This is a genomic window from Streptomyces sp. NBC_01571, assembly GCF_026339875.1.
Taxonomy (GTDB): domain Bacteria; phylum Actinomycetota; class Actinomycetes; order Streptomycetales; family Streptomycetaceae; genus Streptomyces.
The window spans coordinates 7,130,384-7,144,712 of the sequence record NZ_JAPEPZ010000001.1 but is presented as its reverse complement, the minus strand read 5'-3'; the positions used below and the strand labels follow the sequence as shown (position 1 = coordinate 7,144,712).

Genomic DNA, 14,329 nt, shown 5'->3' with positions numbered 1-14,329 from the left:
GATCGGACCGCCTGTGCGGCCTGGGCTCAGACCGCTTCCGCGGTCTCCGGCAGGTTCACGGCGAGCTGCTCGGCGAGGTCCACGACCTCCGCGAGCTCACCGAAGTCACGGACGGCCGTGTCGACCGTCTTTCGGATACGAGTGTTGACGCGCTCCGAGCGCACTTTCCTGGCGACCGCCATCGCGTCCGTGGCCAATACCGCACTCTGCTCGGGCTCGCGCCGCAGCAGGTGCACGGTGGCCAAGCCGATGAGGTTGAGTGCGTACGAACGCTGGTGTTCGGAGTCCTTGGCGAAGAGGTCGACGGCCTTCTGCATCAGGGGCTCGGAGAGCGAGGCGTAGGTGGGGCTGCGGCCCGCGACGTAGGCGAGGTCGCGGAAGGAGTGCGAGTTCTCGCCGTGCAGCTCGGCCTGCGAGAAGAACCGGATCCAGTCGGGGTCGGGGTCGTCCCAGTCGTGGACGTCCTCGAAGCTGTCCTCGGCCATCCGGACGGCACGCTTGCACTTTCCCGGCTGTCCCATGTTGGCGTAGGCGCGGGCCTCCATCGCATACAGCATGGACTGGGTGCGCGGGCTCGCGCAGTCCCGGCTCCCGTACTGCGCGAGGTGGATCAGCTCCAGCGCGTCGTCGGGCCGGCCGAGGTGGATCATCTGGCGGCTCATGCTGGAGAGGATGTACGAGCCCAGCGGTTTGTCGCCGGCCTCCTTGGCGGCGTGCAGGGCGAGCACGAAGTACTTCTGCGCGGTGGGCTGCAGACCCACGTCGTAGCTCATCCAGCCCGCCAGCTCGGCCAGCTCGGCGGCGACCTTGAACAGACGCCGGCTGGTCGCCGCGGGCTGGGGCTCCTGGAGCAGGTCGGTCACCTCGTGCAACTGGCCGACGACCGCCTTGCGCCGCAGGCCGCCGCCGCACTGGGCGTCCCACTGGCGGAACATCATGGTGGTGGACTCCAGCAGATCCAGCTCCGGCGCGGAGAGCCGGCCGGCGCGGCGGGCTGCCGCCGGGTGCTCGGGCTCCTCCGGGGGCGGGGTGGGGGTGGGCACCAGCCAGCGCTGCATCGGTTCGATGAGGGCCGGCCCGGCGGAGAGGGCCAGCGAGCTGCCGAGGAAGCCGCGCCGCGCGAGCATCAGGTCGCTGCGCGAGTACTCGCTGATCAGGGCCACGGTCTGCGGGCCGGTCCAGGGCAGGTCGACACCCGACACGGAAGGTGACTGGTGGGCGGCGCGCAGGCCGAGGTCCTCGACGGCGACGACACAGCCGAACCGCTCGGAGAACAGCTCGGACAGGATCCGCGGAATCGGCTCACGCGGGTTCTCGCCGTCCAGCCAGCGGCGCACCCGTGAGGTGTCCGTGGAGATGTGACTGGCCCCCAGTTGACGGGCCCTGCGGTTCACTTGGCGCGCCAGCTCGCCCTTCGACCAGCCACTGCGCACGAACCACGAGCCCAACAGCTCATTCGGGCGCTTGTCAGCGTTCACACCGCTTCCGCCGTTGCCGCCCACTGGAACGCCCCCATCCCTGAGACCACTTGTACGCTGCGTGCGCCAAGCCCTATCAGAATGCCGGTAAATACGGCCGCACGTCCGGTGGTTCTCACCCTTCGAACGGGAAGCCGAGTTGCCTCCGGCATACCCACGAGTGCATTCGTCCTCGGGACTCGTGCACTCAAAGTAATCCTACGATCACCCGTCCAGCCATGGCGATCCACGAAACGCCACCTTTCGCCACCCCTTCGAATGAACTCCGGATCGCCAGTACGCGATTCACTTGACATAGGACAGCCAGAAGTGGGCGTAGCGATGCACGCGGGGGCGCACAGGGTGGAACGCAACCCTCGGAGCGCTCCCGCGCGCCGCCGGAGCCGCGCGGCATCCAGGGGCATGAGCACGGACATGGGCACGGGCACGGACACAGGCGCGGGCACAGTGAGTAACGGTTTGCATCCGGGTCGTAACCGCGGGTGCGTCGGACCCGTTGGAGGGGGCATGGGCTTCACGATCGGCAGCAGCCGGGGGATTCGCGAGATCCGGCCCGGCTCCCGCCGCCGCGGCCGCTCGTCGGAGTGCACCGCGGTGGCAGAGTTCACCGGACTGTGGGGGTGGGACGTGGTTCCCGGCGCCCGGGCCGCCGCGGGAGCGTGTTCGTGCGGAAGGGCCGGCTGCAGCGCGCCGGGGGCGCATCCGCTGGACTTCGCACCGGTGATCCCGGCGGGCGCGACGCTCGACGAGGTGTCCGGGGCCTGGTCCGAGTTCCCGGGTGCCGCGATGATGCTGCCGGTCGGCCGCGCCTTCGACGTGATCGAGGTCGCCGAGCCCGCCGGACGGCGCGCGCTGGTCCGGCTGGAGCGGATGGGGCTGCCCACCGGCCCCGTGACCGCCACCCCGGGCGGCCGCGCCCACTTCTTCGTCGCCCCCGGCGCGGCGGCCGAACTTCCCGAGCTGCTCTACCGGATGGGCTGGGACGACGCCTCCCTCGACCTGCACGGCCTGGGTCCCGGTACGTTCATCACGGCGCCGCCCTCCGATCGCGCCGGCCTCGGCCCGGTCCGCTGGCTGCGCTCCCCCGCGCTGGACTCGGCCACCAGGCCGCCGCAGGCACGGCTGCTGCTGGGGACGCTGGCCTACGTGGCGCACCGGTCGCGCGCGTAACCCCGGCCGACGCGCGCCGGTACGACAGGGCGCCCGTTCCCCCGGTACGACGAAGCGCCCGTTCCCGTCGCACCGGGGGAACGGGCGCTTCCTGTACGCCTAAGCCGGGATCACTCGCCAATGAGCGCGTCCACGAACGCCTCGGGCTCGAACGGGGCCAGGTCGTCCGCGCCCTCGCCCAGACCCACCAGCTTGACCGGTACGCCCAGCTCGCGCTGGACCGCGATCACGATGCCGCCCTTGGCGGTGCCGTCCAGCTTGGTCAGCACGATGCCGGTGATGTCGACGACCTCGGCGAAGACCCGGGCCTGGATGAGACCGTTCTGGCCGGTGGTGGCGTCGAGGACGAGCAGCACCTCGTCGAGCGGCGCGTGCTTCTCGACGACCCGCTTGACCTTGCCGAGCTCGTCCATGAGGCCGGTCTTGGTGTGCAGGCGCCCGGCGGTGTCGATGAGGACGACGTCCGCGCCCTCCTCGATGCCCTCCTTGACCGCGTCGAAGGCGATCGAGGCGGGGTCGCCGCCCTCGGGGCCGCGCACGGTGCGGGCGCCGACGCGCTCGCCCCAGGTCTGCAGCTGGTCGGCGGCGGCGGCGCGGAAGGTGTCGGCGGCGCCGAGCACCACGTTCTTGCCGTCGGCCACGAGCACGCGGGCGAGCTTGCCGGTGGTGGTGGTCTTACCGGTGCCGTTGACCCCGACGACCATCACGATGCCCGGGGTGTCGAGGTTCGAGTCCGTCTTGACCGTGCGGTCGAACTCGGGGACGAGGATCTGCAGGAGCTCCTCGCGCAGCAGCGAGCGCAGTTCGTCGGGCGTGCGGGTGCCGAGCACCTTCACGCGCGCGCGCAGCCGCTCGACCAGGTCCTGGGTGGGCTGCACGCCGACGTCCGCGGTCAGGAGCGTGTCCTCGATCTCCTCCCAGGTGTCCTCGTCGAGGTGCTCGCGCGAGAGGAGCGTGAGCAGCCCCTTGCCGAGCGCGTTCTGCGAGCGGGAGAGCCGGCTGCGCAGCCGCACCAGGCGTCCGGCGGTGGGCTCCGGGATCTCGATCGCGGGCGCCTCGATGACGGGCGCGGGTTCCTCGACGGCGACGCCGGACGGCGACGAGCCGTCCGGAAGGTCCACCTCCTCTATCGTCCGGCGCGCTTCGTCGCGCGGGGTCTCGGCCTCGTCGCCGAGGTGCGGCTCGGCGGGAGGGGCGGTGATGTCGGGCGTGGTGGGGGGCGCCGGGGGCAGCGGCTTCTTCCGGCGACTGCCGATGACGAGCCCGCCGAGTGCGCCGATCACGACCACGGCGATGACTACAGCAAGGATGACGGTTTCCATAACGCCCCCAGTATCAGTCATCGCTCCCCGGGGAGGGAGATTCCCTTGCCGGGAAGGGAACCCGTGACCTCACACGGGGGAGGCAAGGAAGGACCAAAGGCGACAAACCGACATAATCTATGATCATTGTCCATGAGCACCACCGAGCCCACCGATGGCGCCCTCGAAACGCGTGGCATCGAGCCCGTGCCGAACTCCGAGCGGCACGCGCGAACCCGCGACCTCTTCCCCACCTGGGTGGCCGCCAACATCACCGTCCTGCTGCTGACCATGGGCGCCACCCTGGCCGTCTCGTACGGACTCGATCTCTCGCAGATCCTGGTGGTCGCCACCGTGGCGCCGACCGTGTCGTACGGCCTGGTCGGGCTGATCGGCATCGCGGGCAAACGGGGCGGAGCCCCGGGCATGGCCCTGTCCCGTGCGGTCTTCGGCCAGCGCGGGAACCTCCTGCCCGGCTCGCTGATCTGGGTCTCGCGCTGGGGCTGGGAGACGATCAACGCGGTGACCGGCGCCTACGCCCTGCTGACCGTCCTGGACATCGTCTTCGGCATCGAGAGCAGCACGTTCCTGATCCTCGTGACCCTGCTGCTCTTCGTGGTCGCGACGTTCGTGATCTCCGGCCTCGGCATCAACGCCGTGCGCCGGTGCAACAGGTGGGCGACCTGTCTCTTCGCCGCGTTCTCCCTGCTCGTTCTCGGCCGTTTGATCGCCAGGACGGACTGGGGCGAGGTCCTGCGGCGGCCGGCGGGGCCGACGCACCTGATGATCACGGGCATCGGCCTGATCGCGGCGGGCGGGATCAGCTGGGTGCCCTCCGCTCCGGACTTCACGCGCTATCTGCCGCGCCGGGCCTCGTCCGCCGCGATCGTGTGCAACTCCCTCGGCGGCGCCGTCGTCGTCGTACTCCCGCTGACCCTGATGGGCGCGGTCATGGCGGTCGCCACACCGGACCTGGCCTCGGCCGTCGACCCGGTCTCGTTCCTCGGCTCGGTCCTCCCTCTGTGGATGGCGGTGCCGTACCTGCTCATCGCCCTGGTCGGCATGGTGCTGATCAACGCCATGTCGATGTACTCGGCGGGCTTCACCGCGCAGGCCCTCGGCATCAGACTGCCGCGCCCCTGGGCGGTCGCGGTCAACGCCGTCATCTCGCTGCTCCTCGGCGGCGTCCTGATGCTGGTCGCGCCGTCCTTCATCGGCTCGTTCCTCGCGTTCCTGACCCTGCTGGCGGTCACGTTCTCGGCCTGGGCCGGCGTCTTCGGCGCGGACATGCTGCGCCGACCGGCGTACGACGCCGGGGCCCTGCTCGACACCACACGGACCAGCGCCTACTGGTACCGGGGCGGCTTCAGCCCGGCCGCGGTCGCGGCGTGGGCGCTCGGCCTCGGCTGCGGACTGCTGTTCACCACGTCCGACTGGTTCACGGGCCCGCTGGCGACGGGCAACCCGGTCGGTGCGTACGGCCTCGGCTGGGCGGCGACGATGGCGACCTCCTTCGTCCTCTACGCCGTCCTGCCGAAACCCCCGGTGGCCCCCGGGGCGGAATCCGCCGAGGAGCGCGCGGCTATGGCTGTCTGACGATCCGTCAGCTACCGTCCCTCTCCACACACGAAGGGGGCTCCCCATGCCCGTGACGGTCGTGCGCTTCAACCTCGTCGACCCGGACGCGACCCCCGCGTCGCTGAGCGCCCGCTACCGGGCCGCCGTCGAGATGTCCGCCTACGCCGACGACCACGGCGTCACCACCGTGCAGACCGAGGAACATCACGGCGTCGCCGACAACTGGCTGCCCTCGCCGTTCACCTTCGCGGGTGCGGTCCTCGGCGCGACCCGGCACCTCGCGGTCACCGTCTCGGCGATCATCGGCCCGCTGCACGATCCGCTGCGGCTCGCCGAGGACGTCGCCGTACTCGATCTGCTGAGCGGCGGGCGGCTGGTCACGGTGGCGGGCATCGGCTACCGGCCGGAGGAGTACGCCCTGTTCGACGTCGACTGGAAGCGGCGCGGCCGGCTCCAGGACGAGGTGCTGGAGACGGTGCTGAAGGCATGGACGGGCGAGGAGTTCACCTACCGGGGCCGCACGGTACGGGTCACCCCGCGCCCGTTCTCGGATCCGCATCCCCTGCTGCTGGTGGGCGGATCCTCGCGGGCCGCCGCCCGTCGCGCCGCCCGGCTCGGCCTGCCGTTCTTCCCCAGCGCGCACCTTCCCGACCTGGAGGCGTACTACAAGGAGCGGCTGACCGAGTACGGCACCGAGGGCTGGACCATGATGCCCGCCGCCGAGACCCCGCTGCTGCACGTCGCCGAGGACCCGGACCGGACGTGGGCCGCGTACGGCCGGCACTTCCTGCACGAGGCACGGACGTACGCCTCCTGGCAGTCCGGTGACATCCGCTCGGCGGTGAAGTCGGCGGCCACCACGGTCGAGGAGCTGCGCGACGAGGGCGTGTACCGCGTCCTGACGCCCGAAGCGTGTGCGGCCCAGGGACTCGACAACTACGTGCTCCATCCGCTGTCCGGTGGCATGCCCGTCGAGGAGGGCTGGCGCAGCCTGCGCCTGTTCTGCGAAGACGTACTGCCCCGGCTCAGGGACCTCGAAGGCTGAGCCGGGGCAGTACGTCTCTCACGAGTACGAGGAGAGGGGCAGCGGGGACTTGGCCCTTCTCCCCGAGTCCGGGGGGTGCGGGCCTAGCCCATTTCCTCCAGGGCCTTGCCCTTGGTCTCCTTCACGTACTTGAGCACGAAGGGGATGGAGAGCGCGGCGAAGGCCGTGTAGATCACGTAGGTCGCGGAGAGGTTCCAGTCGGCCAGCGACGGGAAGCTCGCGGTGATGGCCCAGTTGGCGATCCACTGCGCGGAGGCGGCCACGCCGAGGGCGGCGGCACGGATCCGGTTCGGGAACATCTCGCCGAGGAAGACCCAGACCACGACACCCCAGGAGAGGGCGAAGAAGAGGACGAAGACGTGCGCGGCGATCAGGGCGACCCAGCCCTGGGTGGCCGGCAGCTTGCCGCCCACCAGGTCGTAGGAGAACGCCCAGGCTTCGAGGCCGAGGCCGATGACCATGCCCACGGAGCCGATGAGCGCGAGCGGCTTACGCCCGACCCGGTCGACGAAGATCATGGCGATCACGGTGCCGATGATGTTGATGATCGACGTGGTGAACGAGTAGAAGAACGACTGCGAGGGGTCGACACCGACCGACTGCCACAGCGTCGAGGAGTAGTAGAACGCGACGTTGATGCCGACGAACTGCTGGAAGACCGAGAGTCCGATGCCGACCCAGACGATCGGCTTGAAGAAGAAGCTGCCGCCGAGCAGGTCCTTGAAACTCGACTTGTGCTCGCTCTTCATGGCGTGCTCGATCTCGGCGACGCGGGCGTTCAGGTCGATCTTGTCGCCCTCGACCTCCTTGAGCACCTCGTGGGCGCGGTCGTGCCGGCCCACGGAGATCAGGAAGCGCGGCGACTCGGGGATCGCGAAGGAGAGCAGACCGTACAGGACGGCCGGGATGACCATGACGCCGAGCATGACCTGCCAGGCCTCGAGCCCCATGAGCTTGCCGCGCTGGTCGCCGCCGGCGGCGTTCAGGATGCCCCAGTTGACCAACTGCGAGATGGCGATGCCGATGACGATCGCGGCCTGCTGGAAGGAGCCGAGCCGGCCGCGGTAGGCGGCGGGGGAGACCTCGGCGATGTAGGCGGGGCCGATGACGGAGGCCATGCCGATGGCGAATCCGCCGATGATGCGCCACAGGGCGAGGTCCCACAGCGCGAACGGGAGCGCGGAACCGACGGCGCTGACCGTGAAGAGGACGGCGGAGATCTGCATACAGCGGATACGGCCGATGCGGTCGGCTATCCGGCCCGCGGTCGCCGCGCCGATGGCGCAGCCGATCAGTGCGATGGCGATGACCTGCGCCAGGGCCGCGGAACCGATGTCGTAGCGGCCTCGGATCGCTTCGACGGCGCCGTTGATCACGGCGCTGTCGTAACCGAAGAGGAAGCCGCCCATCGCGGCGGCCGCCGCGATGAAGATGACGTGCCCGAGATGTTCGGGGTGAGCCGTCCCGGCTCCTGATTGGGGTGCCTGCGCAGTGCTGGTCACGTGTAACTCCTCGGGCCACCGGCCTCGCTGCCGGGGGTGTGGGGGCAAGCCCTTCGGTGGTGGTTCCAGTGGCGCACAGCCGCACGCCAACCACACCTGAAGGTAAAAGCAACGTTGCAGAGACTATGCCTTCAAGTATCGAAGTCAATAGTCAGATTGCTGTGACTTTTCCCTGGTCCGGTCAGGCCATCATGTTCAAGTCTTGAAGGAATAGAGCTGACGTGGTGCGGATACCCCGAGAAACGGGAGGCACGCCGCTTCGCTCCGGGAAGCCGCCGACCCGTGCGGCCGCCGAGGCCGCTGACTAGCGAAGCCGCTGGCTGATGACCTTCGACACACCGTCGCCCTGCATGGAGACGCCGTACAGCGCGTCGGCCACCTCCATCGTGCGCTTCTGATGCGTGATCACGATCAGCTGCGAGGCCTCCTGCAGCTCCTGCATGATCCGGATCAGCCGCTGCAGATTGGTGTCGTCCAGTGCCGCCTCGACCTCGTCCATCACATAGAACGGGCTGGGCCGTGCCTTGAAGATCGACACCAGGAGCGCGACGGCCGTGAGGGACCTCTCCCCACCGGACAGCAGGGACAGCCGCTTCACCTTCTTGCCCGGCGGCCGCGCCTCGACATCCACCCCCGTGGTGAGCATGTTGTCGGGATCGGTGAGGATCAGCCGCCCGTCACCCCCGGGGAACAGCCGGCTGAAGACGCCTTCGAACTCCCGTGCGGTGTCCCGGTACGCCTCGGTGAAGACCTGTTCGACCCGCTCGTCCACCTCCTTCACCACCTGGAGGAGGTCGGCACGCGTCTTCTTCAGGTCCTCCAGCTGCTCGCTGAGGAACTTGTGACGCTCCTCCAGCGCGGCGAACTCCTCCAGCGCGAGCGGGTTGACCTTCCCCAGCTGCTGGTAGGCCCGCTCCGCCGACTTGAGCCGTCGCTCCTGCTCCGCGCGGTGGAACTGGCGGGGCTGGTTGCGCGGGTGCTCCGGATCCTCCGGCAGCTCCTCGCCCTCGGCGGGCAGCGACGGCGGTACGAGCTGATCCGGACCGTAGTCCGCGACCAGCCCCGCCGGTTCGACGCCGAGTTCCTCCAGCGCCTTCGTCTCCAGCTGCTCCATGCGCATCCGCTTCTCGGCGCCGAGCACCTCGCCGCGGTGAACCGAATCCGTGAGTTTGTCCAGCTCCGCCTTGAGGTCGCGCCCCTCGCCCCGGACGGCCCCGAGCGCCTGCTCCTTGTAAGTCCTGGCGTTCTCCGCGGCGCCCCGCTCCTCCTCGGCCCGCCCCAGCGAGACCTCGACGTACGCGAGCAGCTGCCGGGCGCCGGAGGCGACGGCCTCCGCGACCGCCGCTTCGTGCCGCAGCCGGGCCCGCCGCTGCTCCGCACGCGCGCGTGCCTCGCGTTCCGCACGCGCGGCCCGGTCGAGCCCCTCGGCCCGCCCGGCGAGACCCTTCACCCGCTCCTCGTGCGTACGCACCTGGAGCCGCGCCTCCATCTCGGTCTGCCGCGCGTTGGCCCCGTCGGCGGCGAGCCGATCCCGTACGGCGGTGTCGGGCTCCTCCTCCACGGGCATCTCCTCGGCGACGGCCAGCCGCTCGGCCAGCACCTCCGCCTCCTCCACCGCCCGGTCCAGCGCCTCCTGGGCCCGCGCGGCGGCGGCGGTGCTCCGCTCGGCCTCCCCGGCGGCACCGCGCGCCTGCCCGGCCAGCCGCCCCAACTGCTGGGCCACGGACGACTTCTCCCGCTCGGCGGCCCGCCGCCGCTCCCCCAGCTCCTCGACGAGCGCCGCCCGCTCCTTGCGCCGCTCGACGGCCCGGTGCTGCGCCTCGCCGAGGTCCTCACAGCGCACGGCGAGCTCTTCGAGCTCGGCCGCGGCCTCGTCGACGGACGCCTGCACCTCCAGCAGACTCGGCGCCCCCGCGGAGCCGCCGTGCGCGAAGTGCGCCCCGAGCAGGTCCCCCTCGACGGTGACCGCGGTCAGCCCCGGCCGCGCGTAGACCAAGTCCTCGGCGTCCTCCAGGGTGCCGACCACGACGATCCCGCGCAGCAGCCGCCGTACCGCCGGCATGAGTTCCGCGGGTCCCCGGACGAGGTCCGCGGCGTGGGGAGGATGAACGGGGTGCGCCGGCACGGTCCCGGCGTTCTGGTCGTCGCCGTCACCATGGTGCCGGGCGGGCTGTCGGGTGTCGGGGTGCCCGCCGGCCCGGTCCCCCTCGCCCGGTGCACCGGTGCGCGCGTCCCGGCCCACGGTCCCGCTCGTCGCGACGCCGTCCCCGGTCCGTGGCGCAGCCGGCTCCTCCGGGGCCCCCGCCAGCAGGAGCGCCGCCCGTCCGGCGTCCTGTTTGCGCAACAGGCGGATGGCCTCGGCCGCCGAGGCCGGGGTGGTGACCGCGATGGCGTCCGCCGCCGTACCGAAGGCGGCGGCGAGGGCGACCTCGTACCCGGGGGTGACGGACAGCAGTTCGGCGGCGGGGCCGAGAAGCCCGGTGAGCCGATCCTTCGCTCCCAGCAGCGCGCCCGTACCGTCCTTGCGGCGCAGGCCGAGCGCCAGTGCCTCGTGGCGGGCCTGGGTCGCGGCACGCCTGCGTTCGGCCGCCGTGGCCGCCTCGCGCGCCTCGGTGAGGGCGGACTCGGCGTCGGCGAGCGCCCGTTTGGCCTCCTCGTGCCGCTCCGTCAGTTCGGCGTCGCCGGCGTCGAGGCCGTCGACCTCGGCCTTCAGCTGCTCGTACTCCTCCTGCGCCGTGACCGCCCGTTCCTGGGCCTCGTCGCGGGCGGCGGCGAGCCGGTCGATCTCGGACTGGGCGGAGGCGGCCCGTGAACGCGCGGCGTTGACCTGGCCGTTGAGCCGGGCCAGGCCCTCACGGCGGTCGGCGATGGCGCGGGCCACGTCCTTGAGGCGGCGTTCCTCGACGGCGAGTTCGCGCTCCAGCTCGGCCCGGTGCGCGACCGTGTCCTCCAGGGCGTGCTCGGCCGCCTCCAGGGCCGCTTCGAGCTCGGCCTCCTGCTCGCGGATGCGCGCGGCCTCGCGCTCCATGTCCTCGGGATCGCGCCCGCGCCGCTCCTCGGGAGGCGCCGAGGTGGCGCTCTTCACGCGCGCGTCGGCCAGCGAGATCGTGCCGCGCACCCGCTCGGCGAGCTGCGACAGCTCGTACCAGGTCTGCTGGGCACGCTGGAGGCGGGGCGTGAGGCGGCGCACCTCCTCCTCCAGGAGTGCTTCGCGCTGCAGCGCCCTCTTCAACTCGGCCTCGGCCGCGTCCTTGCGTTCCTTGAGCGCCGCCTCGTCCGCGATCTCCGTCTGGAGCGCCTGCCTGAGGCGTACGAGGTCGTCGGCGAGGAGGCGGAGCCGGGCGTCGCGCAGGTCGGCCTGGATGACGGCGGCGCGGCGGGCGACGGCGGCCTGCCTGCCGAGGGGCTTGAGCTGGCGCCGGAGTTCGTCGGTCAGGTCCTGGACCCGGGCGAGGTTCGCCCGCATCGCGTCCAGCTTCCGCAGCGCCTTCTCCTTGCGCTTGCGGTGCTTGAGGACGCCGGCCGCCTCCTCGATGAACGCGCGGCGGCCCATGGGATCGGCGTGCAGGACGGAGTCGAGCTGTCCCTGCCCGACGATCACGTGCATCTCGCGGCCGATGCCGGAGTCGGACAGGAGTTCCTGGATGTCGAGAAGCCGGCAGGTGTCGCCGTTGATCTGGTACTCGCTGCCGCCGTTGCGGAACATGATCCGCGTGATGGTGACCTCGGCGTACTCGATGGGCAGCGCCCCGTCGGAGTTGTCGATGGTCAGGGACACCTCGGCACGACCCAGCGGCGGGCGGCCGGTGGTGCCGGCGAAGATGACGTCCTCCATCTTCCCGCCGCGCAGCGACTTGGCCCCCTGCTCGCCCATCACCCAGCTCAGGGCGTCCACGACGTTGGACTTGCCCGAGCCGTTGGGGCCCACGACGCAGGTGATGCCCGGCTCGAACCGCAGCGTGGTCGCCGAGGCGAACGATTTGAACCCGCGCAGGGTCAGGGCCTTGAGGTGCACGCCGCCGGACTCTACCTTTCGGGCCGGTCTCACTCCATGAACCCGCGGTTTCACCCATGAACGTGCAGGGCACACCAGACGTACAAGAGCTTGAAGTACAGGCGGGGGAAAGAAGAAGGGACGCCGAAGAGGCGTCCCTTGCAAATCTGACAACTTAGCGGTTGATAGGGGCTGCCCAACCACTGCTGTCGTGGTGCGGTGCAGTGATCAGGTGAGCGCAGGCTCCGCCTGGGGTACGTCGATGCTCTCGAGAAGCGAGTCGTGAGAAGCGGCAGCCGCGAGCGCGTCGTTCTCGGCCTGAATCCGTCCGAGCTCGGATTCGAGGTCCTGGACGCGCTGCTGGAGCCGTCGCATCTCGGCAATGAGTCGCGGGTCGGAACCGCCGACGTAACCGAGAAGCGCCTTTGCCATGATGGATGGTCCTCCACACTGAGTGACCGACCGAAGCGGTGTGGGTCGTGAGGGAATCGCACCCGCGATGCTTGACACTTGCTAAATTCTTGCTGCGGTTCCACATGCCAAACAGCTAAGGTGCGCGGGGCTTTCAGCGTCTCACCAAAAAGTTTGACGGTCAACACGATCACACCCCGTATTGGGGGGCAACCCGCTGTCGCGCGGCTCTGGGGCGGCTGCGCTGCGACTCCTGCGGGACCCTGGGGGTGTGGAGATCATCCTTCTCCCGGGAGCCTGCCACGACAAGCCGTTCTTGGCAACCACCAGGCCGTTTCCGCTCCCGGCAGGTGCCGGAGGCACGCGCCGCCGCGTCCGGCGGGGGCTGCGCGCCCGTCACCGTCACCGGATGGCGAAGCTGTCGTAGATGCCCCGGGGCGTGTCCCAGATCTCAGTGACTCCGTCCACCCGCCCGGGTGTGTCGTCCCCCTGCAGCCAGTCCAGCAGTCCCTCGCACGCGGACCTGGGGCCCTCCGCGACCACCTGGACCCGTCCGTCGTCCAGGTTGAGAGCAAAACCACTCAGGCCGCCGATCTCCAGCGCCCTGGCCCGCGTGAACCAGCGGAAACCCACACCCTGGACACGCCCGCGTACCCAGACAACCAGTCGTACAACCTCGTTCATGCGTGCACGCTAACCGGACAAAGTCTCTCCGGGCACTTCCTCCCCTCTCGCCATGCGGTACCGTCCCGGTCCAATGAGTCTCATATGAAACTCACTCTTTCGAGTGAGGGACGCTGACCGAAAGATCGAGGAAGGCCAGGAGATGGGACGCCACCGACGCTCCGCCGCCGGCCGCGCCGCCACAAGCCGCGCCACCGGGGTCACCGATACGCACGGACCCCTCACGGAAAGCTACGGGCCGGAGAACCTGTACGGCTATGCCGCCATCGCCGACCTCCCCGGCAACGCCGCCGCGCGCTCGCACCGCAAGAGGAAGGCCGCGACGCCCGTTCGCACGGGTCTGCTCGGTGTCTCGGCGGCAGTGGCCCTGGGCACCGTCGCCGTCGCGGCGGGAGTAGTGCCCGGCGCGGAGAACTACGCGCTCGGCGGCGGGGGCAACAACTCCGACCAGGTGCAGGCCGTCGGTTCCCCGTCCGGCCAGGAGACCCAGCAGGGCGGCACCTCGGGCAGTGCGGACAGCCGCGACGACCAGTCGACGAGCCGCGACTCCGACCGTGCCTCCTCTCCTTCGGCGCCTCCCTCCACGTCTGCGGCCGCCGCGCCGACGGCGACACCTTCCCAGGAGCCGGCCACCACCAAGCCGGGCAAGACCGCCGAGCCCGCGGAGCCCTCGGCTCCGGTCTCCGAGGTGGCGAGGCCGAAGGCGCCGGTGACCACCGCCCCGGTGACGTCCGAGGCCGCCGCGGAGGCCGAGGTGCTCAAGCTCGTCAACGAGGAGCGGGCCAAGGCCGGCTGCACCCCGGTCACGGGGAACAGCGCCCTGACGGACCTCGCCCAGTCCTTCAGCGACGACATGGCCCTGCGCGACTTCTTCGACCACACCGACCCGAGCGGGCTCAGCCCCTGGGACCGTGCGGCGAAGGCGGGCATCACCGCGCTCGGCGGCGAGAACATAGCCCGTGGCCAGGCGGACGCGGCAGCGGTCATGGACGCCTGGATGAACAGCGAGGGCCACCGCGCCAACATACTGAACTGCGACTTCAAGACCCTGGGCGTCGGTGCGCACTTCGGCGCCGGCGGTCCCTGGTGGACGCAGGACTTCGGGTACTGACCGCCCCCGACGCACGACCGAGGCCGCGCCCGCCGAGAACGGTGGGCGCGGCCTC

10 protein-coding genes are annotated in these 14,329 nt (G+C 70.7%); 4 read left to right on the top strand and 6 right to left on the bottom strand.

The window, feature by feature from the left end; all coding sequences use genetic code 11:
- Window positions 1-26: 26 nt before the first annotated feature.
- Window positions 27-1,502, bottom strand: a complete 1,476-nt coding sequence (gene nsdA, locus OHB41_RS32245) for a transcriptional repressor NsdA (protein WP_266701679.1) — start codon at window positions 1,500-1,502, stop codon at window positions 27-29.
- Window positions 1,503-1,985: 483 nt separating this feature from the next.
- Between nsdA and OHB41_RS32240 the strand changes: the two genes are divergently transcribed.
- Window positions 1,986-2,648, top strand: coding sequence for a bifunctional DNA primase/polymerase (locus tag OHB41_RS32240; RefSeq protein ID WP_266701677.1), 663 nt, complete (start codon window positions 1,986-1,988; stop codon window positions 2,646-2,648).
- Window positions 2,649-2,758: 110 nt separating this feature from the next.
- Here OHB41_RS32240 and ftsY read toward each other — a convergent pair whose 3' ends face one another.
- Window positions 2,759-3,970, bottom strand: coding sequence for a signal recognition particle-docking protein FtsY (gene ftsY / locus OHB41_RS32235; protein WP_266701675.1), 1,212 nt, complete (start codon window positions 3,968-3,970; stop codon window positions 2,759-2,761).
- 132 nt (window positions 3,971-4,102) lie between these two features.
- Here ftsY and OHB41_RS32230 point away from each other — a divergent pair, with 132 nt between their 5' ends.
- Window positions 4,103-5,545 carry a cytosine permease gene (locus OHB41_RS32230; RefSeq protein ID WP_266701673.1) on the top strand — a complete coding sequence of 481 codons (1,443 nt, stop codon included), beginning with the start codon at window positions 4,103-4,105 and terminating at the stop codon, window positions 5,543-5,545.
- A 46-nt stretch (window positions 5,546-5,591) separates the two neighbouring features.
- Window positions 5,592-6,572, top strand: coding sequence for an LLM class flavin-dependent oxidoreductase (locus OHB41_RS32225; RefSeq protein WP_266701671.1), 981 nt, complete (start codon window positions 5,592-5,594; stop codon window positions 6,570-6,572).
- Window positions 6,573-6,655: 83 nt separating this feature from the next.
- Here OHB41_RS32225 and OHB41_RS32220 read toward each other — a convergent pair whose 3' ends face one another.
- From OHB41_RS32220 to OHB41_RS32205, 4 genes are all read right to left on the bottom strand, one after another.
- Window positions 6,656-8,074: a sugar porter family MFS transporter gene (locus OHB41_RS32220; protein ID WP_266701669.1), complete on the bottom strand. Its 1,419-nt coding sequence runs from the start codon at window positions 8,072-8,074 to the stop codon at window positions 6,656-6,658.
- 304 nt (window positions 8,075-8,378) lie between these two features.
- On the bottom strand, window positions 8,379-12,089 hold the full coding sequence (locus OHB41_RS32215) for an SMC hinge domain-related protein (RefSeq protein ID WP_266701667.1): 3,711 nt from the start codon (window positions 12,087-12,089) through the stop codon (window positions 8,379-8,381).
- A gap of 207 nt (window positions 12,090-12,296) precedes the next feature.
- Window positions 12,297-12,500 carry a hypothetical protein gene (locus OHB41_RS32210; protein ID WP_107021972.1) on the bottom strand — a complete coding sequence of 68 codons (204 nt, stop codon included), beginning with the start codon at window positions 12,498-12,500 and terminating at the stop codon, window positions 12,297-12,299.
- Window positions 12,501-12,881: 381 nt separating this feature from the next.
- Window positions 12,882-13,163: an acylphosphatase gene (locus OHB41_RS32205; RefSeq protein WP_266701663.1), complete on the bottom strand. Its 282-nt coding sequence runs from the start codon at window positions 13,161-13,163 to the stop codon at window positions 12,882-12,884.
- A 142-nt stretch (window positions 13,164-13,305) separates the two neighbouring features.
- On the opposite strand from OHB41_RS32205, the gene OHB41_RS32200 reads away from it, so the two are divergent.
- Window positions 13,306-14,274, top strand: coding sequence for a CAP domain-containing protein (locus OHB41_RS32200; protein ID WP_266701661.1), 969 nt, complete (start codon window positions 13,306-13,308; stop codon window positions 14,272-14,274).
- Window positions 14,275-14,329: the final 55 nt, after the last annotated feature.

What these genes read in the sequence shown, in the direction of transcription:
- ftsY (WP_266701675.1), bottom strand. Translation starts at nt 3,970, where the DNA reads ATGGAAACCGTCATCCTTGCTGTAGTCATCGCCGTGGTCGTGATCGGC.
- OHB41_RS32200 (WP_266701661.1), top strand. Translation starts at nt 13,306, where the DNA reads ATGGGACGCCACCGACGCTCCGCCGCCGGCCGCGCCGCCACAAGCCGC.
- OHB41_RS32225 (WP_266701671.1), top strand. Translation starts at nt 5,592, where the DNA reads ATGCCCGTGACGGTCGTGCGCTTCAACCTCGTCGACCCGGACGCGACC.
- OHB41_RS32240 (WP_266701677.1), top strand. Translation starts at nt 1,986, where the DNA reads ATGGGCTTCACGATCGGCAGCAGCCGGGGGATTCGCGAGATCCGGCCC.
- OHB41_RS32230 (WP_266701673.1), top strand. Translation starts at nt 4,103, where the DNA reads ATGAGCACCACCGAGCCCACCGATGGCGCCCTCGAAACGCGTGGCATC.
- OHB41_RS32205 (WP_266701663.1), bottom strand. Translation starts at nt 13,163, where the DNA reads ATGAACGAGGTTGTACGACTGGTTGTCTGGGTACGCGGGCGTGTCCAG.
- OHB41_RS32210 (WP_107021972.1), bottom strand. Translation starts at nt 12,500, where the DNA reads ATGGCAAAGGCGCTTCTCGGTTACGTCGGCGGTTCCGACCCGCGACTC.